This window comes from Pseudorhizobium marinum (assembly GCF_000705355.1).
Lineage (GTDB): Bacteria > Pseudomonadota > Alphaproteobacteria > Rhizobiales > Rhizobiaceae > Neorhizobium > Neorhizobium pelagicum.
Map to the genome: position 1 here is coordinate 79,816 of NZ_JMQK01000003.1, position 26,405 is coordinate 106,220.

General features: G+C 63.3%; 23 protein-coding genes. 4 read left to right on the forward strand and 19 right to left on the reverse strand.

The annotated features are described in order from the left end of the window. Nucleotides 1–156: 156 nt before the first annotated feature. Together EO99_RS0104385 and EO99_RS0104390 are read left to right on the forward strand one after the other, a co-directional pair. Nucleotides 157–1,938 carry a methyl-accepting chemotaxis protein gene (locus EO99_RS0104385; RefSeq protein ID WP_029617427.1) on the forward strand — a complete coding sequence of 594 codons (1,782 nt, stop codon included), beginning with the start codon at nt 157–159 and terminating at the stop codon, nt 1,936–1,938. Next, complete coding sequence (locus EO99_RS0104390) at nt 1,938–2,417, forward strand: chemotaxis protein CheW (protein ID WP_029617428.1); 480 nt, start codon at nt 1,938–1,940, stop codon at nt 2,415–2,417. The genes EO99_RS0104385 and EO99_RS0104390 overlap by 1 nt, the downstream gene beginning before the upstream one ends. 195 nt (nt 2,418–2,612) lie before the next feature. On the opposite strand, the gene EO99_RS0104395 is transcribed toward EO99_RS0104390, so the two are convergent. The 15 genes from EO99_RS0104395 to EO99_RS0104465 all read right to left on the reverse strand — a co-directional run bounded on the left by EO99_RS0104395 (nt 2,613) and on the right by EO99_RS0104465 (nt 20,376). Further along, entirely contained in the window at nt 2,613–4,268 is a 1,656-nt protein-coding gene (locus tag EO99_RS0104395; RefSeq protein ID WP_029617429.1) for an OFA family MFS transporter, read from the reverse strand. Between the two features lie 74 nt (nt 4,269–4,342). Next, nucleotides 4,343–4,687, reverse strand: a complete 345-nt coding sequence (locus tag EO99_RS0104400; protein WP_029617430.1) for a formate dehydrogenase subunit delta — start codon at nt 4,685–4,687, stop codon at nt 4,343–4,345. Further along, entirely contained in the window at nt 4,677–5,504 is an 828-nt protein-coding gene (gene fdhD / locus EO99_RS0104405) for a formate dehydrogenase accessory sulfurtransferase FdhD (protein ID WP_051679697.1), read from the reverse strand. Before fdhD ends, EO99_RS0104400 begins: the two co-directional genes overlap by 11 nt. 9 nt (nt 5,505–5,513) lie before the next feature. Further along, nucleotides 5,514–8,393: a formate dehydrogenase subunit alpha gene (gene fdhF / locus EO99_RS0104410; RefSeq protein WP_029617432.1), complete on the reverse strand. Its 2,880-nt coding sequence runs from the start codon at nt 8,391–8,393 to the stop codon at nt 5,514–5,516. Between the two features lie 4 nt (nt 8,394–8,397). Beyond that, complete coding sequence (locus EO99_RS0104415) at nt 8,398–9,954, reverse strand: formate dehydrogenase beta subunit (RefSeq protein WP_029617433.1); 1,557 nt, start codon at nt 9,952–9,954, stop codon at nt 8,398–8,400. Continuing rightward, the gene (locus EO99_RS0104420) at nt 9,951–10,430 is read right to left on the reverse strand and encodes a formate dehydrogenase subunit gamma (protein ID WP_029617434.1); all 480 of its coding nucleotides are present in this window, start codon (nt 10,428–10,430) and stop codon (nt 9,951–9,953) included. The genes EO99_RS0104415 and EO99_RS0104420 overlap by 4 nt, the downstream gene beginning before the upstream one ends. A gap of 134 nt (nt 10,431–10,564) precedes the next feature. Continuing rightward, the gene (locus tag EO99_RS0104425) at nt 10,565–11,458 is read right to left on the reverse strand and encodes a LysR family transcriptional regulator (RefSeq protein ID WP_029617435.1); all 894 of its coding nucleotides are present in this window, start codon (nt 11,456–11,458) and stop codon (nt 10,565–10,567) included. 96 nt (nt 11,459–11,554) lie between these two features. Continuing rightward, nucleotides 11,555–11,962 (reverse strand): F0F1 ATP synthase subunit epsilon, encoded by a 408-nt coding sequence (locus EO99_RS0104430; RefSeq protein ID WP_029617436.1) that lies wholly within the window; start codon nt 11,960–11,962, stop codon nt 11,555–11,557. A gap of 70 nt (nt 11,963–12,032) precedes the next feature. Beyond that, entirely contained in the window at nt 12,033–13,475 is a 1,443-nt protein-coding gene (gene atpD, locus EO99_RS0104435; RefSeq protein WP_029617437.1) for a F0F1 ATP synthase subunit beta, read from the reverse strand. A 23-nt stretch (nt 13,476–13,498) separates the two neighbouring features. Continuing rightward, complete coding sequence (locus EO99_RS0104440) at nt 13,499–14,377, reverse strand: F0F1 ATP synthase subunit gamma (protein WP_029617438.1); 879 nt, start codon at nt 14,375–14,377, stop codon at nt 13,499–13,501. 31 nt (nt 14,378–14,408) lie between these two features. Continuing rightward, nucleotides 14,409–15,938 (reverse strand): F0F1 ATP synthase subunit alpha, encoded by a 1,530-nt coding sequence (gene atpA / locus EO99_RS0104445; RefSeq protein ID WP_029617439.1) that lies wholly within the window; start codon nt 15,936–15,938, stop codon nt 14,409–14,411. Further along, nucleotides 15,938–16,504, reverse strand: a complete 567-nt coding sequence (locus tag EO99_RS0104450) for a F0F1 ATP synthase subunit delta (RefSeq protein ID WP_029617440.1) — start codon at nt 16,502–16,504, stop codon at nt 15,938–15,940. Before EO99_RS0104450 ends, atpA begins: the two co-directional genes overlap by 1 nt. A 239-nt stretch (nt 16,505–16,743) precedes the next feature. Continuing rightward, complete coding sequence (locus EO99_RS0104455; protein WP_029617441.1) at nt 16,744–17,127, reverse strand: AGROH133_08824 family phage infection protein; 384 nt, start codon at nt 17,125–17,127, stop codon at nt 16,744–16,746. Between the two features lie 57 nt (nt 17,128–17,184). Continuing rightward, the gene (locus tag EO99_RS0104460; protein ID WP_029617442.1) at nt 17,185–19,407 is read right to left on the reverse strand and encodes a primosomal protein N'; all 2,223 of its coding nucleotides are present in this window, start codon (nt 19,405–19,407) and stop codon (nt 17,185–17,187) included. Between the two features lie 51 nt (nt 19,408–19,458). Beyond that, nucleotides 19,459–20,376: a GNAT family N-acetyltransferase gene (locus tag EO99_RS0104465; RefSeq protein ID WP_029617443.1), complete on the reverse strand. Its 918-nt coding sequence runs from the start codon at nt 20,374–20,376 to the stop codon at nt 19,459–19,461. 138 nt (nt 20,377–20,514) lie between these two features. Here EO99_RS0104465 and EO99_RS0104470 point away from each other — a divergent pair, with 138 nt between their 5' ends. Both EO99_RS0104470 and EO99_RS0104475 read left to right on the forward strand, forming a co-directional pair. Continuing rightward, on the forward strand, nt 20,515–21,450 hold the full coding sequence (locus tag EO99_RS0104470) for a tyrosine recombinase XerC (RefSeq protein WP_029617444.1): 936 nt from the start codon (nt 20,515–20,517) through the stop codon (nt 21,448–21,450). A 79-nt stretch (nt 21,451–21,529) separates the two neighbouring features. After that, nucleotides 21,530–22,609, forward strand: coding sequence for a TraB/GumN family protein (locus EO99_RS0104475; RefSeq protein WP_051679706.1), 1,080 nt, complete (start codon nt 21,530–21,532; stop codon nt 22,607–22,609). A gap of 6 nt (nt 22,610–22,615) precedes the next feature. Here EO99_RS0104475 and EO99_RS0104480 read toward each other — a convergent pair whose 3' ends face one another. The 4 genes from EO99_RS0104480 to odhB form a co-directional block, all read right to left on the reverse strand. Next, the gene (locus EO99_RS0104480; protein ID WP_029617446.1) at nt 22,616–23,113 is read right to left on the reverse strand and encodes a cytochrome b; all 498 of its coding nucleotides are present in this window, start codon (nt 23,111–23,113) and stop codon (nt 22,616–22,618) included. Between the two features lie 117 nt (nt 23,114–23,230). After that, nucleotides 23,231–24,637 carry a dihydrolipoyl dehydrogenase gene (lpdA, locus tag EO99_RS0104485; RefSeq protein WP_029617447.1) on the reverse strand — a complete coding sequence of 469 codons (1,407 nt, stop codon included), beginning with the start codon at nt 24,635–24,637 and terminating at the stop codon, nt 23,231–23,233. Between the two features lie 33 nt (nt 24,638–24,670). Then, nucleotides 24,671–25,084 (reverse strand): MAPEG family protein, encoded by a 414-nt coding sequence (locus EO99_RS0104490; protein WP_029617448.1) that lies wholly within the window; start codon nt 25,082–25,084, stop codon nt 24,671–24,673. A 15-nt stretch (nt 25,085–25,099) separates the two neighbouring features. Then, on the reverse strand, nt 25,100–26,347 hold the full coding sequence (odhB, locus tag EO99_RS0104495; RefSeq protein WP_029617449.1) for a 2-oxoglutarate dehydrogenase complex dihydrolipoyllysine-residue succinyltransferase: 1,248 nt from the start codon (nt 26,345–26,347) through the stop codon (nt 25,100–25,102). Nucleotides 26,348–26,405: the final 58 nt, after the last annotated feature.

Below are 26,405 nucleotides of genomic sequence, written 5' to 3' on the forward strand. Positions count from 1 at the left end.
CACCTCTAGAAGCTTGACCGTTTATTAAGTCTCAGCTGCTAGTTCTCACCCGTCTGTACTGAGGGCGTGGGACTTTGCGCATCACCTCCATGATGGAGGTTTGCTGGTCTGGCCGAGAGGCATCCTAAGGCACATCCTCTTCCACCGGAGCATTCCATGTCGTTTCTTTCGTTCGGCTCGGACAGCAGTGCTGTCCTGGCTTCGTTTTCCAAGTCCCAGGCCATCATCGAGTTCGACGTGACCGGCCATATCCTGACCGCCAACGAAAACTTCTGTCGCGCCATCGGCTACGAGCTGACCGAAATCGTCGGCAAGCACCACAGCCTGTTCTGCGAACCGACCTATGCGGGATCGCGGGAGTATCGCGAATTCTGGCAACGGCTCGGCGCCGGGAATTTTGAATCCAGTGCTTTCAAGCGGATCGCCAAGGGCGGTCGCGAAATCTGGATCCAGGCCTCCTACAATCCTGTCATCGTGCGCGGCAAGGTGCGCAGGATCGTCAAGATCGCCACCGACATCACCGCGGCAACGATGAAGGCTGCGGAAAACGACGGCAAGGTCACGGCGATCTCCCGCACCCAGGCGGTCATCGAATTCACGCCGACCGGCAACATCCTGCACGCCAACCAGAACTTTCTGGATTGCATGGGCTACGAATTGAACGAAGTCGTCGGCCGCCATCATGGCATCTTCTGTGAGCCTTCCTTCCGCGACAGCAGCGACTATCGGCAGTTCTGGCGCAGCCTGTCGGAAGGTGAGCCGGTGGCCGCAGAATTCAAGCGCATCGGCAAGGGCGGCAAGGTGGTCTGGATACAGGCGTCCTACAACCCGATCCTGGATGCAGACGGCAAGGTCTTCAAGGTCGTGAAGTTCGCGACCGACATCACCGAGCGCGTTAGAGCCGTCGACGAGATCGCCGCCGGACTGACGAGCCTGGCCGAAGGCGACCTGACATGCGCCATCGACAGGCCCTTCATTCCCGGCCTTGAGAAGATCCGCGTCGACTTCAACGGTGCCATCTCGAAGCTTCGTGACGCCATGCGCACCGTCAACCAGAATGCCGAGGGTATCGCTGCCGGTTCGGGCGAAATACAGCAGGCATCCGACAGTCTGGCGAAGCGCACGGAACAGCAGGCAGCGGCCGTCGAAGAAACCGCAGCGGCGCTGGAAGAGATCAGCCGCACCGTCGCCGACAGCGCCAGGCGCGCCGAGGAAGCAGGATCTCTGGTGGCCAAGACCCGCAAGGGTGCCGAGAACTCAGGGGACGTCGTGCGCAACGCGGTCAACGCCATGGGGCAGATCGAAGCGTCCTCGAAGCAGATCAGCAGCATCATCGGAGTCATCGACGAAATTGCCTTCCAGACCAACCTGCTGGCGCTGAATGCAGGCGTCGAGGCAGCGCGTGCCGGCGAGGCGGGGAGAGGTTTTGCGGTCGTTGCCCAGGAAGTACGTGAACTGGCCCAGCGGTCGGCCACAGCAGCCCGCGAGATCAAGACGCTGATCACGACGTCGTCGGAGCAGGTGTCGCGAGGCGTCTCGCTGGTCGGGCAGACCGGCACGGCGCTGGAGGACATCGTTGCCCAGGTTGTCGAGATCAACGGCAACGTCGCCGCGATCGTGGAAGCCGCACGCGAACAGGCGACCGCGCTTCGGGAGGTCAGCCACGCCGTCAATACCATGGACCAGAACACGCAGCAGAACGCTGCCATGGTGGAGGAAACGACGGCGGCCAGCCATAGTCTTGCCCGCGAAGCCGAGATTTTGCGTGATCTTTTGGCTAGATTTAGATTTGCGCAACAATCTTCCGTTAGGGTCGTCTCATCGCATCACGACAGGCCGCCAGCAGCCTCACCGGCTCGGCAGCTTCAGGCTCGGGTCGCCCGCGCTGCGTCAAGCGCCGCCTTGCTCCAGGCACCGGAGAGTTGGGAAGAATTTTGATGGCTACGACAACCAGTTCTGCGAACTACAGCGGCGAAACGCTCGAAATCATCGCGTTCCGCCTTCACGATCAGGAATTCTGCGTCAAGACGACGACCATCCGCGAAATCCGCGGATGGGCACCCTCGACGCCCATTCCGCACGCTCCCTCCGACGTCATCGGCGTGATGAACCTGCGCGGTTCGGTGATCCCGATCATCGATCTGGCGCAGAAGCTCGGCATGAAGAGCGCGGTCGCAACGGAACGCAGCGCCATCGTGGTCGCCGAAGTCCACAACATGGTCATCGGCATGCTGGTCGATCAGGTGTCCGACATCCTGACCATCCCGTCGAGTCAGGTGCAGCCGGTTCCGGAAATCTCGGCCTCCTTCGACAAGTCCTTCTCCGAAGGCATCATCGCCAACGAGCATGGCATGATCTGCTTCCTGAACCTCGCCAAGATGTTCCGGGGCTCCGAGATCGAAGAAATGGCCGCCTAAGCGGTTCCGCCAAAAGCCAGCCAAAAGCCGGATCGAAAGGCCACCCCGATAGCATCGGGTGGCCTTTCCGATTCTGGTGACCAGCAGGTCGCCGCAAGATCCGCGGACCAATGGATCTCGACGGCCGGGCTCCGTTCAACGAAGAATGGCGGCCCTGGGGCCGCCATTCTGGTCTTCCACTGGACCTCTCGGGCCTTACCCGAAGATCACCAGGCTGCTTCTCAGCGTCACCCAGACGCCCCAGAGAAGCGGGATGCCGACCACGGCCCAGGCGGCGAGCGCCTTGCCGTCGAAGCCGCCCTTGCCGATCCCGAAGGAACCGGTCGGGCCTGCATTTGCCGCAGCCGTCTTCGCCTGCAGGGATGCCACTTCCTCGTCCGACATGAACCACTTCTCCGGAAGCGGCCGGATCAGGGCGTTGGCGATCAGGCCGAGCACCAGCATCCCCGCCAGGATGTACATCGTCCCGGTGTAGAGCGCCGGTCCGGCGGGTACGCCGGCGGCAAGCTGGGCCTCGCGGATGTAGTTGACCACGACGGGACCGACGATGCCGGCCGTTGCCCAGGCCGTCAGCAGGCGACCATGGATCGCACCCACGAACTGGGTCCCGAAGATATCGGCGAGATAGGCCGGAATCGTCGCAAAGCCGCCGCCATACATGGACAGGATGATGCCGAAGGCGAGGACGAAGAGCGCCTTGCTGCCCATGTCGGCCAGCGTCGGAGCGGCAGCGTAGAGGATGATGCCGATGACGAAGAACGCGAAATAGGTGTTCTTGCGGCCGATCTTGTCCGACAGCGATGCCCAGAAGAAGCGGCCGCCGATGTTGAACAGCGACAGGAGACCCGCAAAGCCCGCAGCGATGGCGGCGATCTGGCCCTTCTGCCCGGCATCGAGCTGCGCGAAGGTCAGGTCCGGAAGGCCGATCAGCGATCCGGCGAAGATTTCCTGCAGCATGGGCGACGCCATGCCGATGACCCCGATGCCGGCGGACACGTTGAGGCAGAGCACGGCCCAGATCAGCCAGAACTGCGGCGTCTTGTGTGCATTCTTCAGATGCACGTGGCGCATGGTGATCATCGTGTTCTTGGAGACAGGTGGTGTCCAGCCTTCCGGACGCCAGCCGGCCGGCGGAATGCGATAGCCGAAGGCGCCGCCCATCATGAAGACGAAATAGATGATCGCCATGACGACGAAGGTCTGCCAGACGCCGACCGAGACATCCGTCTTGAAGTGGTTCATCAGGAGGTTGGCGAGCGGTGCGCCGATCATCGCGCCTCCGCCGAAGCCCATGATCGCCATGCCGGTCGCCATGCCGCGACGGTCCGGGAACCATTTGATCAGGGTGGATACTGGCGAAATGTAGCCGAGGCCGAGACCGATGCCGCCGATCACGCCGGCGCCCAGCCACATCAGCCACAGCTGGTGGGTCATGACGCCAAGCGCTGCAACGAGGATGCCGCCGCACCAGCAGCAGGCCGCGACGAAGCCGGCCTTGCGAGGTCCAGAGCGTTCCAGCCAGCCGCCCCAGATGGCAGCGGAGCAGCCGAGGAGAACGAAGAACAGCGTGTAGATCCAGCCGAGGTCGGCCACTCGCCAGTTGCAGGCTGTGGTGAAGAGAGCGCCAATGAGGTTCATCTCGGCGCAGGCAGCCGGCGTGTCCGCGCCGAGTGCGCGCGACAGCGGCAGCCAGAAGACGCTGAAGCCATAGGCCATGCCGATGCATAGGTGGATTGCCAGCGCTGCCGGGGGAACGAGCCACCGGTTGAAGCCTGGTTTTGCGATGATGCGTTCCCTGTCGAGAATACCGGGCTCTGAGAACCCTCCCGCGGTTGTTCCTGCGACTGCCATTCCAATCCCTCCTGTGGAAAAAAGGCTTCACAAACCTGCAAAGCCGCGTCGGCCCCTCGACCTACGATTGATCTCTATGCTGTGCTTTCCGGAACGCTGGGTTCCGAAAGAGACTCGCCCGCGACGGCGCCCTTGCCGCCCGGCGCGCCTTCTGCCGCTTCGTCACCGACCCCGACACCCGTCCCGACTGTCGCGTCGGGGCGACGGATCAAGGCCGAGGCCTGCATCACCAGCGGCAGCAACCCCTCGCCGCCGCTGTCGATGTGTTCGAAGAGATGCCGGCGCATGCGCGGCTCCCAGAACTTGTTAATGTGCGTCGCCACGCCCTCCGCCCGGATATCCTCCGGCTGCGACAGGAAGAAGGTCGCGATCTGGTTGGCCATACGGACGAGCTTCTCGCGGGTTTGGTCATGCGACATGGGACATGGCTCCGGTATTGATGCGATCCGCGCGGGTGAAGACTTCGAAATCGGCGCCGCGCGCCAGCGCAACGAGCGTCATGCCGGCAGCCTCTGCGGTGCGGATGGCGAGGGCCGTCGGTGCCGAGATGGCGATCAGTATGGGCGCACCAAGGATGGCGGCCTTCTGGACCATCTCGACGGACACGCGGCTGGTGACGACCACTGCGCCCTCGGCGCCGCTGACGCCCTGCGCCATCACCGCGCCGATGAGCTTGTCGAGCGCATTGTGACGACCGACGTCCTCCCGGACCGCGACCAGTCCGCCGCCGGGCACGAAGAATGCCGCGCCGTGTACCGCGTGCGTTTCGCCATGCAGAGGCTGGGCGTCGTTGAGCGCGCCGATGGCCGCCGCGACCTGCTGCCCGGTCAGGGTGATATCGACTGTCCCGAGTTGCGGCACCGGGCGGATCGCCTGTTCGATCGATTCGATGCCGCAGAGACCGCAGCCGACCGGCCCGGCCATGTGGCGGCGGCGCTGGCGAAGCGCATCTTCCTTGTGCTCGACCAGGGTGATCTGCACGTCGATCCCCTTCGGCTCCTCGACGACCTCGATCTTCTCGATCTCGGCGGCAGAGGCGATGATCCCCTCCGTGAGGCTGAAGCCCACCGCGAAATCAGCAAGGTCGGATGGCGTCCCCATCATCACCGCCTGCGTCGAGCCGCCGTAGGAGAGCGCGATCGGCACTTCCTCCGGCACCACCCTCACGCCGGAGCTGACGGTGCCCTTGCGGCAGACGATCTCCCGCACCGCCGTCTGTGGTTGAAAAACCTGCACTGCCGGATCCTATTCCGCTGCTTCAAGCTTGCCGGCGATCCGCCGCGAGCGCCGGGCCAGTTCCTCGTAATCCTGCTGCCATTCCGTCGGTCCGTTGGAGGGCGAGACCTGCACTGCGGTTACCTTGTACTCCGGACAGTTCGTCGCCCAGTCGGAGAAGTCGGTGGTGATGACGTTCGCCTGCGTATCCGGGTGGTGGAAGGTCGTGTAGACCACGCCCGGCGCCACGCGATCGGTGATCAGCGCCCTCAGTGTCGTGTCGCCGGACCGGCTGGCGAGCTTGATCCAGTCGCCGTCCTTGATGCCCCGCTGTTCTGCGTCATGCGGATGGATCTCCAGAAGATCCTCGTCGTGCCAGACCACGTTCTCCGTCCGCCGCGTCTGGGCGCCGACGTTGTACTGCGACAGGATGCGGCCTGTGGTGAGCAGCAGCGGGAAACGTGGGCCAGTGCGCTCGTCGGTCGCGACATACTCGGTGCGGATGAACTTGCCCTTGCCGCGCACGAAGCCGTCCACATGCATGATGGGCGATCCGACCGGGAATTTCTCGTTGCAGGGCCACTGCACCGAACCCATTTTTTCCAGGTAGTCGTAGGATACGCCGGCAAAGCTTGGCGTGGTCGCAGCGATCTCGTCCATCACCTGCGACGGATGCGTATAGGTCCAGTTCAGCCCCATCGCCTGTGCCAGCTTCTGGGTGACCTCCCAGTCGGCGTAACCGTTCTTCGGCGACATGACCTTGCGAACCCGGTTGATGCGCCGTTCCGCGTTGGTGAACGTGCCGTCCTTCTCAAGGAAGGTCGAGCCGGGCAGGAAGACATGCGCATAGTTCGCTGTCTCGTTAAGGAAGAGGTCGTGGACGACGACGCATTCCATGGCGGCAAGACCGGCAGACACATGCTTGGTGTCAGGGTCGGACTGCAGGATGTCCTCACCCTGGATGTAGATGCCCTTGAAGGTGCCTTCGACGGCGGCATCCAGCATGTTGGGAATGCGCAGTCCGGGCTCGTTGTTGAGCGTGACGCCCCACATCTTCTCGAAGGTGTCGCGCGTGGCGTCGTCGGAGACATGGCGGTAGCCCGGCAACTCGTGCGGGAAGGAGCCCATGTCGCAGGAGCCCTGCACGTTGTTCTGGCCGCGCAGCGGGTTTACGCCCACACCCGGACGGCCGATGTTGCCGGTCGCCATGGCGAGGTTGGCGATCGCCATGACGGTCGTCGAACCCTGGCTATGCTCGGTGACACCGAGGCCATAGTAGATCGCGCCATTGCCGCCCGTCGCAAAGAGGCGCGCTGCGCCCCGCACCAGTTCGGCCGGAACGCCTGTGAAGATCTCGGTCTCTTCCGGGCTGTGCTGCGGTTCGGCGACGAAGGCTGCCCAGTCCTCGAACTCTGACCAGTCGCAGCGCTCGCGGATGAAGGCCTCGTCGAAGATGCCTTCGGTGACGATGACATGGGCAAGCGCCGTCATGACCGCGACGTTGGTGCCGGGCTTCAACGGCAGGTGATAGGCCGCCTCCACATGCGGCGTCTTGACGAGATCGATGCGGCGCGGATCGATGACGATCAGCTTTGCACCCTGGCGCAGCCGCTTCTTCAAACGCGATCCAAACACCGGGTGACCGTCGGTCGGATTGGCGCCAATCACGACGACGACATCGGAATGCTCGACGCTGTCGAAGTTCTGCGTGCCGGCCGAGGTGCCGAAGGCCTGGCCGAGGCCATAGCCGGTCGGCGAATGGCAGACTCGGGCGCAGGTGTCGACGTTGTTGTTGCCGAAGCCGGCGCGGATCAGCTTCTGGACGAGAAAGGTCTCTTCGTTGGTGCAGCGCGACGACGTGATACCGCCGATTGAATCACGGCCATACTGGTACTGCAGCCGCTTGAACTCGCTCGCCACATGCGCAAAGGCCTCGTCCCAGGTGACCTCGCGCCAGGGATCCGTGATCTTCTCGCGCACCATCGGGTTGAGGATGCGGTCCTTGTGGCTGGCATAGCCGTAGGCGAAACGACCCTTGACGCAGGAATGGCCGCGGTTGGCCTGGCCATCCTTCCAGGGCACCATGCGCACCAGCTCCTCGCCGCGCATCTCCGCCTTGAACGAGCAGCCGACGCCGCAATAGGCGCAGGTGGTTACGGCCGAATGCTCCGGCTGGCCGATGGCGATCACCGATTTTTCGGTGAGAGTCGCCGTCGGGCAGGCCTGCACGCAGGCGCCGCAGGAGACGCATTCCGATTCCAGAAAATTCTCGTGCATGCCGGCAGAGACCCGGCTGTCGAAGCCGCGCCCTTCGATGGTCAGCGCGAAAGTACCCTGCACTTCCTCGCAGGCCCGCACGCAGCGCGAGCAGACGATGCATTTCGAAGGATCGTAGGTGAAATAGGGGTTGGACTCGTCCTTCGGCATCCACTGGACGTTGATATCGCCGTTGGTGCGCGCCTGGACGTGGTTGTCGCCCTCGTATCCGTAGCGGACATCACGAAGCCCGACGGCGCCAGCCATGTCCTGCAGTTCGCAGTCCCCGTTGGCGGCGCAGGTGAGACAGTCGAGCGGATGGTCGGAGATGTAGAGTTCCATCACGCCCTTGCGGATATCCTTCAGCCGGCCCGTCTGCGTGTGCACCACCATGCCCGGCATGACCGGCGTGGTGCAGGAAGCGGGCGTGCCGGCGCGTCCTTCGATCTCCACCAGGCAGAGCCGGCAGGAGCCGAAGGCATCCACCATGTCGGTGGCGCAGAGCTTCGGCACCTGAATGCCGGCCTCCATCGAGGCCCGCATGACCGATGTCCCTTCCGGAACCGTGATCTCGCGCCCGTCGATGGTGACCGTCACCTGCGCTTCCAAGCGGGAGGCGGGCGTGCCGTAGTCGATTTCATGAATGAGGGACATGGTCTTACTCCGCCGCTTCGACGAGGGGTGTGGGAGCGAAATCCTCCGGGAAATGGTTCATCGCGCTCATCACCGGATAGGGGGTGAAACCGCCCAGCGCGCAGAGCGAACCGAACTTCATCGTATTGCAGAGATCCGCCAGCAACACCTTGTTCTTCTCCGGCTCGATGCCTCGGGCAATCTTGTCGGCGGTTTCCACGCCGCGGGTCGAGCCGATGCGGCAGGGGGTGCACTTGCCGCAGCTCTCGATGGCGCAGAATTCCATCGCGAAGCGCGCCTGCTTCAGCATGTCCGCCGTGTCGTCGAAGACCACCACGCCGGCATGACCGATCAGGCCGTCCCGGGCGGCGAACGCCTCGTAGTCGAACGGCGTGTCGAACAGTTCACGGGGGAAATAGGCGCCGAGCGGTCCGCCGACCTGCACCGCCTTGACCGGGCGACCGGTGGCCGTTCCGCCGCCGATCTCATCGATGATCTGGCCGAGCGTCAGACCGAAAGCTGTCTCGAAGAGGCCGCCGTACTTGACGTTGCCGGCGATCTGGATCGGGATCGTGCCGCGGGAACGGCCCATGCCGAAATCCCGGTAGAAGGCTGCGCCGCGGTCCATGATGACCGGCACGGAGGCGAGCGATATGACGTTGTTGACGACCGTCGGACGGCCGAGAAAACCTTTGAGCGCCGGAAGCGGCGGCTTGGCACGCACGATGCCGCGCTTGCCTTCCAGCGAATTGAGAAGCGAGGTTTCCTCGCCGCAGACATAGGCACCTGCCCCCGCACGGACCTCCATGTCGAAGGCATATGGCGAGCCCATCACCGAAGTGCCGAGGATGCCGGCTTCGCGCGCAATGGCGATGGCCGCATTCATCGTCTCGATCGCATGCGGATATTCGGACCGCGTATAGAGATAACCCTTCGTGGCGCCGGTCGCGATGCCTGCGATGATCATGCCCTCGATCAGAACGAAGGGATCGCCTTCCATGATCATCCGGTCGGCAAAGGTGCCGCTGTCGCCCTCGTCGGCATTGCAGACGATATATTTCTGCGGACCGGCCGCGTCCGCGACCGTCTTCCATTTGATCCCGGTCGGGAAGCCGGCACCGCCGCGGCCGCGCAGGCCGCTGTCGGTAACTTCCTGCACGATCTCCGGCGCCGACATGGCCAGCGCCCGTTCCAGGCCCTTCAGGCCCTGATAATGGCGGTAGTCGTCGAGCGAGAGCGGGTCGGTCACACCGCAGCGGGCGAAAGTGAGCCGGGTCTGCTGACGGAGGAAAGGAATTTCCTTCGTCAGCCCCAGACAGAGTGGATGATCGCCGCCGCTGAGGAAGCCCGCGTCAAAGAGGCCGGCCACATCGACGGCCTTGACGGGACCGTAGGCGATCCGGCCGGCGCTGGTGCGCACCTCCACGAGCGGCTCCAGCCACGCCATGCCGCGCGACCCGTTGCGAACGATCCGGGCATCGAGGCCTCGCAGCTCGATTTCCTGGGCAATGGCAGTGGCAACCTTGTCGGCGCCGAGCGCCAGGGAGGCTGCATCCCGAGGCACGAAGATGGTGACGGTCATCGGCGCGCCTCCGCAACAATTTCGGTAAGACAGTGTTCGTCAACGCGGCCATAAACTTCATCATCCAGCATCGCGGCCGGCGCACAGGCACAGAGCCCAAGACAGAAGACCGGCTCCAGCGTCACGGCGCCGTCCAGTGTCGTCTGGTGAAAATCGATACCAAGAAGCTGACGAGCCTGATCGACGACGCGTTCCGCTCCCATGGCCTGGCAGGCCTCGGCACGACAGATCTTCAGGACGTGACGGCCTGCGGGCGCATCGCGGAAGTCGTGGTAGAACGTCACCACCCCATGCACCTCGGCGCGGGAGAGGTTGAGCTCACGCGCCAGTACAGGCTTCACCTCCTCCGGCACGAAGCCGAACTCATGCTGGATGGCATGAAGAATGGGCAGCATCGGCCCCTCGAGGTGTTTCAGGTCATGGATAATCGATAGAGCCCGCTCGGCATAACCACCGGTCGCCACATGCACGTTCATGTCTCAAGCCTCCCCACGGACGATGCACGAGTGGCACCCTCTCGACGCCTGCTTCGGCGCTTATGTGTACATAGTGGGGGCGGCAACCGGGAACGGTCAATAAACCTGTTTTGTTACGCGATAGAAAAAAGCTATCAAACGAGATCAGCGGCGCTCAGGCTGCGCGCTTGATAAAGAAGAGCCGAAACAAGGGGAGTAAATGGCTCGCGATGGGTCGCGACCAGGCCGACGATATGACTCGCTTCCGGCTCGATAATGGGAATCATCCTGATCTGCTTTGCAAATCCGAACGACTTCGCCACGTTCCGCGGCATGATGCTTGCCCATTGTCCGGTGCCCACGTGCGAGAGCAGAACGACCATGGAGTTGGACTCGAGAGTCGGTTTCACCGTGACTCCTGCCTCCGCGAGGTGCTGGTTGATGATCCGTCGGTTCTGCATGTCGGGAGTCAATAGGCATAGCCTAACGCCATTCATCTCCTTCCACGTCACGGCCTCCCGATCCGCAAAGGGCGTCCCCTCCGCCGTCACCAGCGTATAGTGTTCGGCATACAGAGGCACGCTGGTGACACGGCCGAGGGGCTCGTTGTCGAGATAGGTGATCCCGGCATCGATCTCGAAATTGTCGAGCTGGCTCAGCACCTGCAGGGAATTGCGGGAGACTACGGAGAAGGTGACGTCCGGGTGCTTCGCCTGGAAGGGCTCCGTCAACCGCGGGATCATGGCGAGCGCCGTGGGGATGGCAGCCAGGCGGATATGACCGGAGAGGCCGGTCTTGGCGGCCCGCATCTCTTCGCGCATGGTGCGGGCGTCGCCGACGATGCGCCTCGCCCATTCCAGCACCCGCTGCCCCTCCGGCGTCAGGCCCTGAAAGCGAGAACCCCGCACCACGAGGACGACGCCCAGCTGATCTTCAAGCTGGCGAATGGCGGCCGAAAGGGATGGTTGCGAAATTCCGCTCTCCTCCGCGGCGCGACCGAAATGCCGTTCCCGCGCCAGGGCGATAAAGAATTCCAGTTTGTCGATCATGCCGGCGTCTCCCTGCCGCAAGCACAGCAAGCAAAGCGTGACCACGCAACAAAAAAAGCGGCCAGAGGCCGCTTTCCAGATAGTATGAAGCCGAAATCACGCAGGCAGGATGGCGCCGTTCAGATTGGTCAGCGCCGCCAGATATTCCTCGAGCTTCGTCTTGTGGCCGTGGTCTGTCGTCGCCTCTGCATCCTTGCGCGCAGCATCGATGCGGGCCTGAAGCGTCTCCCGGGTCACATCCGAAAGCTTGACGGCAGATTCCGCCAGCAGCGTGCAGCCCGTCGGCAGGATATCGGCGAAACCGCCGAACACCACGTATTTGGTCACCTCGCCGCCAGCGAGCTTTACCGAGACGACCCCTGGCTTGATCGTCGTCATGGCCGGCGCATGATGGGCCATAACCGTCATCTCCCCCAGCGTCGCCGGGATCACCACTTCCGTGACCTTTTCGGAAACGAGAAGGCGCTCTGGAGAAACGAGTTCAAAATTGAAGGCGTCAGCCATGGCGGTTCACTTCTTCACGTGTTGCATGCAATGGCGCGCCACCGGAGTGGCGCACCCGCGTTTCGTCAGCTCAGGCGGCAGCCGCGAGCTTCTTCGCCTTTTCCATGGCTTCTTCGATCGAGCCGACCATGTAGAAGGCCGCTTCCGGCAGATGGTCGTATTCGCCGTTGACCAGGCCCTTGAAGCCCTTGATCGTGTCCTCGAGCGCAACCAGCTTGCCCGGCGCGCCGGTGAAGATTTCGGCGACGAAGAACGGCTGGCTGAGGAAGCGCTCGATCTTGCGGGCGCGGGCAACCGTCAGCTTGTCCTCTTCCGACAGTTCGTCCATCCCGAGGATGGCGATGATGTCCTGGAGCGACTTGTAGCGCTGCAGCGTCGTCTGCACCTTGCGGGCAACGTCATAGTGCTCTTCACCGACAACCATCGGGTCGAGCATGCGCGACGTGGAGTCGAGCGGATCGACGGCCGGATAGATGCCCTTTTCGGCGATCGAACGCGACAGAACGGTCGTTGCGTCCAGGTGGGCGAACGAGGTCGCCGGTGCCGGGTCGGTCAAGTCGTCGGCGGGAACGTAGATCGCCTGGACCGAGGTGATCGAGCCCTTGGTCGTGGTGGTGATGCGTTCCTGCATCTGGCCCATGTCGGTGGCAAGCGTCGGCTGATAACCCACGGCCGACGGGATGCGGCCGAGCAGAGCCGACACTTCCGAACCTGCCTGGGTAAAGCGGAAGATGTTGTCGACGAAGAACAGAACGTCCTGACCCTTGTCGCGGAAGTCTTCAGCGATCGTCAGACCGGTCAGCGCGACGCGGGCGCGGGCGCCCGGAGGCTCGTTCATCTGGCCGTACACAAGAGCAGCCTTGGAGCCTTCGCCGCCGCCGTGCTTGTTCACGCCGGACTCAATCATTTCGTGGTAGAGGTCGTTGCCTTCGCGGGTGCGTTCACCGACGCCCGCAAAGACCGAGTAACCGCCATGGGCCTTTGCGACGTTGTTGATCAGTTCCATGATCAGAACCGTCTTGCCAACGCCGGCGCCGCCGAAGAGGCCGATCTTGCCGCCACGTGCGTAAGGCGCCAGGAGGTCGACGACCTTGATGCCCGTCACGAGGATCTGGCCCTCGGTCGACTGGTCGACGTAGGCCGGTGCTTCCTGGTGGATGGACCGCTTGTATTCGGTGTTCAGCGGACCGGCTTCGTCGACCGGCTCGCCGATGACGTTCATGATGCGGCCGAGCGTCTCCATCCCGACCGGGACCGAGATCGGCGCACCGGTGTTTGTCACCTTCTGGCCGCGAACGAGGCCCTCGGTGGCATCCATGGCGATGGTCCGAACCTGGTTTTCACCAAGGTGCTGCGCAACTTCCAGAACCAGACGGTTGCCGTTGTTGTCGGTTTCCAGCGCGTTGAGAATTGCCGGCAGTTCGCCATCGAACGTTACGTCGACAACGGCGCCGATCACCTGCGTCACCTTGCCGACGGAGGCGCCGGCATCCAGGGTAGCTGCGATAGCCATAATTCTTACCCTCTTTCCTTATCTCAGAGCGCTTCCGCGCCCGAAATGATTTCAATGAGTTCCTTGGTGATCTGGGCCTGACGCTGACGGTTGTAGGACAAGGTCAGCCTGTTGATCATATCACCGGCATTGCGCGTCGCGCTGTCCATTGCGGACATCTGAGCGCCATAGAAGGATGCGTTGTTTTCGAGCAGCGCCCGGAAGATCTGCACGGCGACATTGCGCGGCAGCAGGTCCTCGAGGATTTCTTCTTCGCTCGGCTCGTATTCGTAGAGAGCGGCAGCGCCGGTCGCAGCTTCCGTCTTCTCAAACGTCGCCGGGATGATCTGCTGGGCTGTCGCCACCTGGGAAATCACCGACTGGAAGCGCGCATAGAAGATGGTTGCGACGTCGAACTCACCCTTGTTGAAGAGGTGGAGAACCTTGCCCGCCACTTCGTCGGCGTTCACGAAGCTCAGCTGTTTGACCTCGCGGAAGGTAATGTAGTCGACGATGTTTTCCTTGAACGTCCGCCGCAGGATGTCGTTACCCTTGCGGCCGACGGTCAGGATCTTCACCGTCTTGCCCTGCGAAAGCAGCTTGAGCGCATGGTCGCGCGCCAGCCGGATGATCGAGGAGTTGAAGCCGCCGGCAAGGCCGCGTTCACCCGTTGCCACGACGAGAAGGTGAACCTGGTCGCGACCGGTACCCGTCAGAAGCAGAGGCGCTTCCGCACCACCTTCCGAGGCGGCACTGACGTTGGCCAGCACCTTGTTCATCCGCTCGGCGTAGGGACGAGCGGCCTCGGCCGCCTCCTGCGCACGGCGCAGCTTCGCCGCGGCGACCATCTTCATCGCCTTGGTGATCTTCTGCGTCGCCTTGACGGAGGCGATCCGGTTTTTCAGATCCTTTAGTGAAGGCATCCGTTATCGGTCCTTAGGGCTAGATCTGGTCTCAGGCGAAAGACTTGGCGAAGCTGTCGATGGCCGCCTTGAGCTTTGCCTTGATGTCGTCCGACAGGGCTTTCTCGGTGCGGATCGCATCGAGAACGTCCTTGCCTTCGGAGCGAAGGTAGTTGAGCAGGCCCTGCTCGAACTTGCCGACATCGCCGACCGGGATCTTGTCCAGGTAGCCATTGACGCCAGCAAAGATCACCGCAACCTGTTCTTCCGTCTTGAGCGGCGAGAACTGCGGCTGCTTCAGGAGTTCCGTCAGGCGGGCACCACGGTTCAGCAGGCGCTGCGTCGAGGCATCCAGGTCGGAACCAAACTGCGCGAAGGCCGCCATTTCGCGGTACTGCGCAAGCTCGCCCTTGATCGAACCGGCAACCTGCTTCATCGCCTTGACCTGCGCGGCGGAGCCGACGCGGGACACCGACAGACCGACGTTCACGGCAGGACGGATGCCCTGGTAGAACAGGTCCGTCTCGAGGAAGATCTGGCCGTCGGTGATCGAGATCACGTTGGTTGGGATGAACGCCGAAACGTCATTACCCTGGGTTTCGATGACCGGCAGGGCCGTCAGCGAACCGGCGCCACGCTCGTCGGAGAGCTTGGCAGCGCGCTCGAGAAGACGCGAGTGCAGGTAGAAGACGTCGCCCGGATAGGCTTCACGGCCCGGCGGACGGCGCAGCAGAAGCGACATCTGACGATAGGCAACAGCCTGCTTGGACAGATCGTCGTAGGCGATCAGGGCGTGCTGGCCGTTGTCGCGGAAGTACTCACCCATGGCGCAGCCGGCAAACGGTGCCAGGTACTGCATCGGCGCCGGATCGGAGGCGGTTGCAGCAACGATGATCGAATAGGGCAGTGCGCCGCGCTCTTCGAGCACCTTCACGAACTGGGCAACCGTCGAGCGCTTCTGGCCGATGGCGACATACACGCAGTAGAGCTTTTCAGCATCCGGGCCGTTGTCGTGTATCGGCTTCTGGTTGAGGAAGGTATCGAGAATGATGGCGGTCTTGCCGGTCTGGCGGTCGCCGATGACGAGCTCGCGCTGGCCACGGCCGACCGGGATCAGCGCATCGATGGCCTTGAGGCCGGTCGACATCGGCTCGTGAACCGACTTGCGCGGGATGATGCCGGGAGCCTTGATGTCGACGCGCGAACGGCGGGTCGTGGCGATCGGGCCCTTGCCGTCGATCGGATTGCCGAGCGCGTCGACGACGCGGCCGAGCAGTTCCGGACCGACCGGCACTTCAACGATGGCACCCGTCCGCTTGACGGTGTCGCCTTCCTTGATCTCGCGCTCGGAACCGAAGATGACCACGCCGACGTTGTCGGCTTCGAGGTTCATCGCCATGCCGCGGACGCCGCCCGGGAACTCGACCATCTCGCCGGCCTGGATGTTGTCCAGACCGTAGACGCGAGCGATACCGTCACCCACCGAGAGCACCTGGCCGACTTCGGAAACCTCAGCCTCCTGGCCGAAGTTCTTGATTTGATCTTTAAGAATTGCGGAAATTTCCGCGGCGCGGATATCCATCAGCCAACCTCTTTCAGTGCAAGCTTAAGGGTGGAAAGTTTGGTGCGAAGGGAGGTGTCGATCTGGCGCGATCCGACCTTGACGATCAGGCCGCCAAGAAGCGTGGGGTCGACGGTAACGGCGATGACCACATCCTTGCCAGTGACGCCCTTCAGCGCCGACTTGAGTTCGTTTTCCTGGGCCGGCGTCAACGCATGAGCGGACGTCACTTCGGCCGTAACTTCGCCGCGATGGGCAGCGGCAATCTGTCGAAAGCCCCGGATCATGCCCGGCAGCGCGAAGAGGCGCCGGTTGCCGGCAACCACCCGGAGGAAATTGCCTACGATGCCTGTGATGCCCGCCTTGTCGGCAACAGCCGAAATCGCGCGCTTCTGCTCGTCGGCCGAAAACACCGGGCTTACGACGAGGCGCTTCAGATCGGCGCTTTCGTTCATCATGGCTTCGAACCGAGCGAGATCTGCGCTGACGGCATCGATCGAGTTCGACTCGAGAGCGAGTTCGAACAGCGACGATGCGTATCGCTCCGCTACACCGGAAATCAGCTGGGACGTGTCAGCCACGGGCACAGTTTCCCTGAGTTTTTGTCAGGCGCCAGACCTCCGAGCGGGAGACCGACAAGCCCCTGAGATTATTTGCTATTTGATTGAAAACAGCCAGCTTTCTCGCTGACCCTTTCACACGTTCGCGGTTCGTCTAGCATAGGAGCTATGGACTCGCAACACGGCAGATAGGCTAAAAAGCCTTGGCTCCAAGGCGCTGAGCCGAATTTATGACATGCCGGCCGCGATTCCCTCGCGTCCGGAGCCTAGAAATAACCGAGCACATAGCCGAGCGGCAGGCTCGCCAGCGCAAGCTGCAACAATACGGCCAGCACATTGCGACCGGTCCGGCCGCGGTCCAGCATCAGCGACAGCACGCGTCCGAGCGCCGCCATGGCCAGTGCGCTGCCGAGCATCAGGTAGGTGAAATCCTGGGCAAGCGCCAGGGCTGCCAGCCCAAGCCCGAGCTGAAGACCGCCCGAGGAGCGCGCCGCACCGAATCCCTCGGCAGCGACCTCACCCGTGGTGAAGCCCGCGGCCTTGAGCACGGCGGCCGGAAACAGCAGCGTGAGGAGGCCGATCACGGCCACCACTGCCGCTGAGACAAAGGCCAGTTGCTCCGGTAGTTCGCTCGGGAAGTAGAGCTCCACTGTTCTCTCCTGGAATGCGGGAAGGGGAAACGCCCCATACCAGCCGGCTCCTGATTCTCAAAGAAAGCTCTGCGGGTCGACGTCGATCTGCACATGCACCGAGCCTCGGATCTTCGGGCCTTTTTCCATCATCACCTGGAGAAAACCCTGCATGTCGGAATTGCGGCGTCCGTGAACCAGCAGCCTGAACCGGTGACGCCCCCGCACCAGCGCCAGGGGCGCTTCGGCCGGACCCAGAACCGATATGCCGGAGACCTGCGGGGCGGCGGCCCTGAGCCCGCGCGCGTGCAGTTCCGCGTCGGCCCGACCCTCCGCAGAGACGATGACCGAAGCAAGCCGCCCGAACGGCGGCAGGATTGCCTTCTCCCGCTCGGTGATCTCCCGCTCGTAAAAGGCGCTGGGGTCGCCCGAGACGATCGCCTGCATCACCGGGTGCTGCGGCTGGTAGGTCTGCAGCAGGCCATGGCTCTTGAGACCCGTTCTCCCGGCTCGGCCCGTCACCTGGCTGAGAAGCTGGAACGTCCGCTCCGCCGCGCGCGGATCGCCATTGGCAAGTCCAAGGTCCGCATCGATGATTCCCACCAGCGTCATCAGCGGGAAGTTGTGGCCCTTCGCGACCAGTTGCGTCCCGATCACAATATCGGCATCGCCGCGCGCGATGGCGTCCAGTTCCAGCCGCAGGCGCTTCACGCCACCGAGAAGGTCGGACGACATGACGATGGTGCGGGCATCGGGAAAATGCTTCTCGACCTCCTCCGCAATGCGCTCCACCCCCGGCCCGCAGGCCACGAGATGGTCGAGCGTGCCGCATTCCGGACAGGCCTCGGGCGTGGGCTCGTGGTAGCCGCATTGATGGCACTGGATCTGGTTGCGGAAGCGGTGTTCGACGAGCCAGCTGGAGCACTGCGGGCACTGGAAGCGGTGGCCGCACACGCGGCAGAGCGTCAACGGTGCATAGCCGCGCCGGTTCAGGAAGAGCAGTGACTGGTGGCCGTGTTCGATCGTCTTGCCAATCGCCCGAAGCAGCACCGGCGACAGGAAGCCGCCCCTCTGGGGCGCATGGCGCCGCATGTCGATCAGATGCAGGTCCGGCATGGCGGCATCGCCAAAGCGCGTCGGCAGATGCAGGAGATGATAGCGGCCGGCCTGGGCGTTGACCTTGCTTTCGACGGAGGGGGTCGCCGACACGAGCACGATCGGGAAGTCGCCGATCCTCGCCCGCACGACCGCCATGTCCCGGGCATTGTAGAACACCCGGTCCTCCTGCTTGTAGGCCGGGTCGTGCTCCTCGTCGACGACGATCAGGCCGAGGTTCTCGAACGGCAGAAAGAGCGCCGAGCGGGCGCCCGCCACCACCTGGACCTCGCCGGTGACGATGCCGCGCCACACCCTCTCGCGCGTCCGCGGCGAAAGATCCGAGTGCCACTCGCCGGGCTTGGCGCCGAAGCGATCCTGGAACCGCTCGAGGAAGCTTGACGTCAGGGCGATCTCGGGCAGCAGGATCAGCACCTGCCTGCCCTGCCGCAGCGTCTCGGCGATCGCCTCGAAATAGACCTCGGTCTTGCCGGAGCCGGTGACCCCGTCGATCAGCGACGAGGAGAACCCGCCCTTGCGCACGAGCGCGACGATCTCGGCAGCAGCCTCTGTCTGAGGCCCCTCGATGCGCGCGGCGGCATAGTCGGGATCCGGGCGCGCGACAACCGGCGGCGGCGGCATGAACACGGTCTCGAACAGCCCGCGCTGCGTCAGTCCGTCGATGACGCTCGTCGAGACGCCGGCGGCATGCGCCAGCCCTGCCCGCGTCCAGGAAATGTCTTCCTCACCCACCAGATCCAGAACCCGCGACCGTGCCGGCGTCATCCGCTCCGGCTGTCCGCCGATATACCGGATGCCCTCGATCATCGGCTCGGGCTCCAGTGCGGCAGGCGCGCGGATGGCCATCCGCGCCACCAGTCCGGGCGGCGAAAGCGTGTAGCCGGCTACCCATTCGATGAAACGACGCATGTCGGCCGACAGCGGCGGGCAATCGAACACCTGCGTGATGGGGCGAAGCTTCTTCGGGTCCAGCTTGTCGTCCGCCTGGCTGTCCCAGACGACGCCGATCACCTGGCGCGGACCGAGCGGCACCTGAATGATCGAACCGGGCTCGACGTGCATCCCCTCCGGCACGGCATAGCTATAGGGTCCCGGCGCCGGCAACGGCACGAGAACGGGCACCACCTGCCTAGCTGGCGGCGCCTCGAAGAGCGCGCCGAAGAGATTGGTCGATTCTGTGGACATATGGCGGGACATTGCCCCGAAGCGGAACAAAAGGGAACCCTTCGGGAAGAGTCAGGACCCCGAGGATGTTACCGGGCCGAAGATCGCGTCACCGTCTGCACCGAGCCTGGAGACGGTATGCGTCTCGATCGCCTTCGTGACATCCGCAAGATCGCCCTCCAGCTGATCCGGCTGGATCATCTGGCCGACCGTGACATCGAAGCGATTGCCCTTCTTGTTGAGGAGTTCGTAGAACACCGTCATGTCGCGCAGTTCCGTCGACCATTTGGCGAACCAGTAGAAGAGGCCCGAGTTGCGAGCCTTCATATGGATCGGCAGGATCGGCAGGTTGTACTTCTTGGCAAGCCCCACCGCCGAGGTCTTCCACGGCCGCTCGTTCAGCTGCCCGTCCGCCCAGTAGGCGATGCGGCCGGAGGGAAACAGCACCATGACCTTGCCGTTCTCCACCGTGCTGTTGGTCAGCACGAGGGTTTCCCGCGTCTTCAGCTTGCTCTTGTGCTCCTCGCGCCATTCGACAGGGATGATCATCTCGGCGAACCGGGGATTGACCCTGACGGCATCCCGATTGGCAAAGATCATCAGGTCGGGACGACGATCCTTGAGGAGGTCGAAGACGGCAATGCCATCCGCAATCCCGGTCGGGTGGTTGCTGACCAGGATGAAGCCGCCCGAAGCCGGAATGCGCTCGGCATTCGTCACGCGCACGTCGAGCTTCAGCGTCTCGCTCAGGTATTCGAACGACTGAAACCCGGACATGGCGGCGATGTCGTTGGCGAACTCGATCGCTCGATCATACCGAAGCAAGGTGTAGAGAAATGGCCGCATCACCGGCCACAGCGGATGCCTGACGATCCGCTGGCCACGCTCGGTAATGAGCGTATCAACGATATGACCAGGCTTTCCTTGCGAAACCAGAGAAACTGCTTCGGCGAATTGCCCCAGAGGGGACAGTGAATCGCGGCGCGCCATACAAACTCCTGCAGACAGGATAGGGGCTATATCGCAGTCCCGTATGATCGAACAATGACAACGTTGCATCTTTAGCAAATTGTAACGCCGCCCCCTGCAATCTGTGTCGGATAACCGAGCAAATCAATAGGCCCGACATTGAACGAACTGCTGACGATCGCCGCACCGGACCTGCTCGACAAACGCCGGGAGTGGCTGGAAAGCCTCCGCGACGAGCGCCGGCTATCCGCCAATACCCTGGACGCCTACGAGCGGGACAGCCGGCAATTCCTGTCGTTCCTGACCGGGCACCTGGGTGGGCCGGCCCGTATCGCCGACATTCATACGCTGCGGACGGGAGATCTGCGGGCCTTTCTGGCGTTTCGCCGACGCCAGGGTGCGGGCGCCCGCTCGCTCGGACGCCATCTGGCAGGTTTGCGATCTTTTCTGCGCTACCTGGAGCGCCAGGGTCTTGTGAACGCGGCGGCAGCCGGTGCCATTCGGGCGCCAAAGCAGCCGAAATCCTTGCCAAAGCCTCTGACCGATCGCCAGGCAATCGCGGTGGTCGCGGCCGAGACCCAGCTCCATGACGAACCCTGGATCGCCGCCCGCGATGCCGCGGTCCTGACGCTTCTCTACGGCTGCGGCCTGCGCATCTCGGAGGCGCTGGGCCTTCGCCCCACGGATGTTCAACCGGGAGATACGGTGCTGCGTGTCACCGGCAAGGGCGGCAAGACCCGCATCGTACCTCTGCTGCCCCTCGTCATCGAGGCGGTGGAGACCTACAGGACCCTGTGCCCCTACGTTCTGGCTCCGGATGCCGCTCTCTTCCGCGGCGCGCGGGGTGGCCCGCTGCAGCCGGCCATCATCCAGCGGGGCATGCAGAAGCTGCGTGGCGCCTTCGGTCTGCCGGAGACCGCGACGCCGCATGCCCTGCGCCATTCCTTTGCCACCCATCTGCTTGCGGGCGGCGGCGACCTGCGAACGATCCAGGAGCTTCTCGGCCATGCCAGCCTCTCGACAACGCAGATCTACACGGGCGTCGACAGCGCCCGGCTGCTCGATGTCTACGATCGTGCCCACCCGCGGGCTTAAGAAGGCTTTAAGCATGTGCGTTAATCTGTTGTGGAGCCGACGCAATTAGGGTCCGCGGAAATTTCGGACGGATGACATGATGAACCCCGGCTCTTCCCGTATCTCGCGCAGCCTGCCCCGCTGGCTACCGTCGCTCTCGCTGTGGCTGATGGCCGGGCTCCATCTCCTTCTGCTGGCTTCTCTCATGATGGTGCTGGGCACGCTTTCGCCCGCCCGGGCAGATGCCGAGTGCCGGGGCGAAAACCTTCTCGAGACGCTTCAGAAGGACGATCCCGAACGCTACGCCGAAGTGCTCGACGAAGGCCGGCAGATCGTCAACGGTCAGGGCCTGTTCTGGAAGATCCAGCGCGCCGGCACCGAGCCATCATACCTGCTCGGCACCATGCATGTTACCGATCCGCGCGTCCTCAAGATGCCGGCCGGCGCGGCAGAAGTACATGCCGGCGCCCGGATGATCGTCATCGAATCGGACGAAATCCTGGACGAGAAGAGGGCGATGGCTGCCATTCTGGGTAAACCGGAGCTCACCATGTTCACCGATGGCCGGTCGATCGAGACCCTGCTGGCAGCCGATGATCTCGCTGTTCTGGAGGCGGGCCTGAAAAGCCGCGGCCTTTCGCTCTCCGCCGTCTCGCGGATGAAGCCCTGGATGCTGGCGGCCTTCGTCGCCAGCTCCGCCTGCGAAACGGCGCGCAAGGCCGAGAATGCCGTCTTCCTCGACAAGAAGATCGCGCTCGATGCGGCTGCCGCCGGGAAGCCGGTGAAGGGGCTTGAGACGCTTCAGGAGCAGTTGGAGGCTATGGCGAAGATGCCGATCGAGTTCCATCTCGAGGCACTGGTGGAGACCGTCAGGCTGGGCGACCGGATGGACGACGTCGTCGAAACCATGACGCAACTCTATCTCGCGGGCGAAACAGGCCTGACGATCCCGGCGCTGAAGGCGCTCACCCCAGCCGAGTCTGGTGACGACGAAAGCGCCAATGCGGCATTCGAGAGTGCCGTCGTTTCGGATCGCAACAAGCGCATGGCCGAGCGGGCGGCCCCGATGCTGGCCGAAGGCGGCGTGTTCATGGCCGTCGGCGCCCTGCATCTGCCGGGCGACGAAGGGCTGGTGGCCCTGCTCCGCAGCCAGGGCTTTACGGTAACCGCCGTTCCATAGCCGGCCTCAGCCGACCGTCATCCGCCGCAGTATATTGGTCTTCCAGTAGAACTGGTGCACCAAGACGCCCAGCACGTGGGCCGCGATGACCAGCCAGAGAAGCAACTTCAACGGCCCGCCGTGGACCTCGCCCGCCTGTTCGATGCCGAAGTAATACGCAGCCATGCCGCTGAACGGCAGGGCGATGGTCAGGACATAGAGGGCACCATGCGTGACCTTCGCCGCCAGACGAAAGAGCGGCGGCTCTTCGGCCGGCAGGGCCGGCGCCTTCATCGTCAGCCTCAGACCGATCCGACAGAGCGTCAGGATCAGGATCGCGATCCCGGCATAGGCGTGGAGATTGGCGCTTGCCACCTGCTCGGCCGTCGCCGTGCCGGTCTGGCTGAACGCCCGGTTCCAATCCTCCATTCCCTCCGGAAGCAGCAGGTTGAAGAAGACGAGAGCGACGACCAGCCAGTGAAGGATGCGCTGGGACACAGAATAGGAAACAGTCTCGGAAGCCATTTACTTGCCTTTCGTCAAATCATTGAGCGGCAATTGCTTCCAGACGATAAAGGCCGCCGCTCGTTAGACAAGCTGCGGCCTCGAAGATGAAGAAGATGTAATCCTGGACTTGCGTTTTTACATGTGGATCGGCTTGAAGAAGGTGCCCAGAGCTGCCTCCTTCACGGCTTCCGACATCGTCGGATGCGCATGGCAGGTGCGACCGAGGTCTTCCGAAGAGCCACCGAACTCCATCAACACGGCGATCTCGTGGATCATCTCGCCCGCACCGAGCGCAACGATGTGGCCACCCAGAACCCGGTCGGTTTCCTTGTCGGCGAGGATCTTCACGAAGCCCTCCGTCGCCAGCATGGCGCGCGCGCGTCCATTGGCGGTGAACGGGAATTTCCCGACCTTATAGGCAACGCCGGCGGCCTTCAGCTCTTCTTCCGTCTTGCCGACGGAGGCAACTTCCGGCTGGGTATAGACGACGCTCGGAATGACGTCATAGTTAACATGGCCGTGCTGTCCGGCGAGGATTTCGGCAAGCGCCACACCCTCGTCTTCCGCCTTGTGCGCCAGCATCGGACCCTTCACCACGTCGCCGATCGCATAGATGCCGTCGACATTCGTCTTGTAGTGTCCGTCGATCTCGACGCGGCCACGGTTGTCGAGCGCGACGCCTGCCTCTTCCAGACCAAGTCCTGCAGTAAACGGCTTGCGGCCGGTGGACACGAGCACGACATCCGCATCCAGTGTCTGCGCCTCGCCGCCCTTGACCGCTTCGAAGGTCACCTTGGCGCCGGTGCCTGTCTTCTCCACAGCGGTCACCTTGGCGCCGAGGTTGAAGGCCATGCCCTGCTTTGCCAGCATCCGCTGGAACTGCTTGGACACATCGCCGTCCATGCCGCCGAGGATGGTGTCGAGATATTCGATGACGGTCACCTTGGCACCGAGACGCATCCAGACCGAGCCGAGCTCAAGGCCGATGACACCGCCGCCCACGACGATCATGTGCTCCGGTACCTTGTCGAGCGCGATGCCGCCGGTGGAGGAAACGATCACCTTCTCGTCGATGTCGACGTTGACGCCCGGGATGCCGGCGATGTCCGAACCCGTGGCGATGACGATGTTCTTCGTCTCGAGTTCCTGTGCCTTGCCATCCTCGCCCGTCACCGAGACCTTTCCGGCCGAGACGATCTTGCCGGTGCCCTGGAAGCCGTCGATCTTGTTCTTCTTGAACAGGAAGGACACGCCTTCGACGTTGGACTTCACGGTCGCATCCTTATGCGCCATCATCTTTTCGAGGTTGAGCTTCGGCGCCGCGATCTCGATGCCCAGATCGCCCATCCCATGTGCCGCATGGCTGAACATCTCGGAGGCGTGCAGCAGCGCCTTGGAGGGAATGCAGCCGATATTCAGGCAGGTGCCGCCGTAGGTCGAACGCTTCTCGACGACGGCGACCTTGAGCCCGAGCTGTGCAGCCTTGACGGCGCAGACATATCCGCCGGGGCCGCTTCCGATGACGACGAGATCATATGCCATTTCAGATTCCTTTTTAGTGAAACGCCGCGTCGGTCAGGCGAACAGGGCAAACATCATCATCAGCAGCCCAAGGATGCTGACAAGCCAGACGAGTGAGCGGATGTAGGGTATTCCGGCAAGGTAGAGCGGAACATAGAAGATCCTCGCCACCAGCCACACGGTACCGCCGACCAGCCCGAACCCCGACGCGTCACCCGTGAAGGACAGTGCGAGCAGGAGCCCGACAAAGGCCGGATAGGTTTCCCGATAGTTCAGGGAAGCCCGCTCCGCCCGACCGGCCAGCGCACCCTTCGGCGCCCTGCCTTCGTCCCGGGGTCCAGCGTTCCACGCGGACCCCAGTTCCTTGGTCGCCAGCATTCCCTGCAGCCCGATGTGCACGAGCAGCAGAACAACGCTGAGGGTAAGCAGCGTCAGGAGATACGTGGCATCTGCCGAAGCGATGTCCATGCTGCTTTTCCTTGCTTAGAGGTCGAGAACGAGACGTTCCGGATCTTCCAGGCTTTCCTTGACCCGCACCAGGAAGGTGACGGCTTCCTTGCCGTCGACGATCCGGTGGTCATAGGATAGTGCCAGATACATCATCGGACGGATGACGACCTGGCCGCCGATGGCGACCGGGCGCTCCTGGATCTTGTGCATGCCGAGAATACCCGACTGCGGCGCATTCAGGATCGGCGAAGACATCAGCGAACCGTAGACGCCACCGTTCGAGATGGTGAACGTGCCGCCCTGCATGTCGGCCATGCTGAGCTGGCCGTCGCGCGCTGCCCGGCCAAGACGACCGATTTCCTTCTCGATTTCGGCAATCGACATCTGGTCCGCGTCGCGCACCACAGGAACGACGAGACCCTTGTCCGTGCCGACCGCGACGCCGACGTGGCAGTAATTCTTGTAGATGATGTCGGTACCGTCGATTTCGGCGTTGACCGCCGGCAGTTCCTTCAGTGCGTGGGTCACGGCCTTGGTGAAGAAGCCCATGAAGCCGAGCTTCACGCCGTGCTTCTTCTCGAACACGTCCTTGTAGCGGTTGCGCAGATCCATGACCGCCTTCATGTCCACCTCGTTGTAGGTGGTCAGCATGGCAGCCGAATTCTGGGCGTCCTTCAGGCGCCGCGCAATGGTCTGGCGCAGGCGCGTCATCTTCACGCGCTCTTCGCGGGACGCATCGTCCGTGCTCGACGGTGCCCGTGCAGCCTTGGGAGCCTCCGCCTGGGCCGCCGGTGCGGAAATGCCCTTGGCAACGGCAGCGATGACGTCGCCCTTCAGGACCTGGCCGCGCTTGCCTGAACCGTCGACCTGTTCCGCGGAAAGGTTGTTCTCCGAAAGCATCTTGGCAGCTGCCGGAGCCGCCGGCATTTCGGAAGGCGCAGCCTTCGCGGCCGGAGCCGGCTCGGCGGCCTTGGCCGGAGCAGGCTCGGAAGCCTTGGCCGGCTCTTCGGCCTTTGCGGGAGCGGCTGGAGCCGCCCCTGCGCCACCTTCGGAAATCTGTCCGAGAAGGGCGTCGAGACCGACGGTCTCGCCGTTCTGGGCGACGATCTCGGTCAGGACGCCGGACGCAGGCGCCGGAACTTCGACGGTGACCTTGTCGGTTTCAAGTTCGACGAGCGGCTCGTCGGCCTTGACGGTGTCGCCGACTTTCTTGAACCAGGTGCCTACGGTGGCTTCGCTGACGGATTCCCCGAGGGTCGGGACGCGGATTTCGGTGGCCATGGTCTGTTTCCGTTTTCTCTAGGATGCCGTTATTGGGTGTCGCGGAGGCGGCTGAGGA

Coding starts and splice junctions, on each gene's coding strand:
- EO99_RS0104425 (WP_029617435.1), bottom strand. CDS start 11,458: ATGATCGACAAACTGGAATTCTTTATCGCCCTGGCGCGGGAACGGCAT.
- EO99_RS0104460 (WP_029617442.1), bottom strand. CDS start 19,407: ATGTCCACAGAATCGACCAATCTCTTCGGCGCGCTCTTCGAGGCGCCG.
- EO99_RS0104480 (WP_029617446.1), bottom strand. CDS start 23,113: ATGGCTTCCGAGACTGTTTCCTATTCTGTGTCCCAGCGCATCCTTCAC.
- EO99_RS0104440 (WP_029617438.1), bottom strand. CDS start 14,377: ATGCCTTCACTAAAGGATCTGAAAAACCGGATCGCCTCCGTCAAGGCG.
- EO99_RS0104390 (WP_029617428.1), top strand. CDS start 1,938: ATGGCTACGACAACCAGTTCTGCGAACTACAGCGGCGAAACGCTCGAA.
- EO99_RS0104465 (WP_029617443.1), bottom strand. CDS start 20,376: ATGGCGCGCCGCGATTCACTGTCCCCTCTGGGGCAATTCGCCGAAGCA.
- EO99_RS0104400 (WP_029617430.1), bottom strand. CDS start 4,687: ATGTCGCATGACCAAACCCGCGAGAAGCTCGTCCGTATGGCCAACCAG.
- EO99_RS0104420 (WP_029617434.1), bottom strand. CDS start 10,430: ATGAACGTGCATGTGGCGACCGGTGGTTATGCCGAGCGGGCTCTATCG.
- fdhF (WP_029617432.1), bottom strand. CDS start 8,393: ATGTCCCTCATTCATGAAATCGACTACGGCACGCCCGCCTCCCGCTTG.
- EO99_RS0104395 (WP_029617429.1), bottom strand. CDS start 4,268: ATGGCAGTCGCAGGAACAACCGCGGGAGGGTTCTCAGAGCCCGGTATT.
- EO99_RS0104475 (WP_051679706.1), top strand. CDS start 21,530: ATGAACCCCGGCTCTTCCCGTATCTCGCGCAGCCTGCCCCGCTGGCTA.
- atpD (WP_029617437.1), bottom strand. CDS start 13,475: ATGGCTATCGCAGCTACCCTGGATGCCGGCGCCTCCGTCGGCAAGGTG.
- EO99_RS0104415 (WP_029617433.1), bottom strand. CDS start 9,954: ATGACCGTCACCATCTTCGTGCCTCGGGATGCAGCCTCCCTGGCGCTC.
- lpdA (WP_029617447.1), bottom strand. CDS start 24,637: ATGGCATATGATCTCGTCGTCATCGGAAGCGGCCCCGGCGGATATGTC.
- atpA (WP_029617439.1), bottom strand. CDS start 15,938: ATGGATATCCGCGCCGCGGAAATTTCCGCAATTCTTAAAGATCAAATC.
- EO99_RS0104490 (WP_029617448.1), bottom strand. CDS start 25,084: ATGGACATCGCTTCGGCAGATGCCACGTATCTCCTGACGCTGCTTACC.
- odhB (WP_029617449.1), bottom strand. CDS start 26,347: ATGGCCACCGAAATCCGCGTCCCGACCCTCGGGGAATCCGTCAGCGAA.
- EO99_RS0104430 (WP_029617436.1), bottom strand. CDS start 11,962: ATGGCTGACGCCTTCAATTTTGAACTCGTTTCTCCAGAGCGCCTTCTC.
- EO99_RS0104385 (WP_029617427.1), top strand. CDS start 157: ATGTCGTTTCTTTCGTTCGGCTCGGACAGCAGTGCTGTCCTGGCTTCG.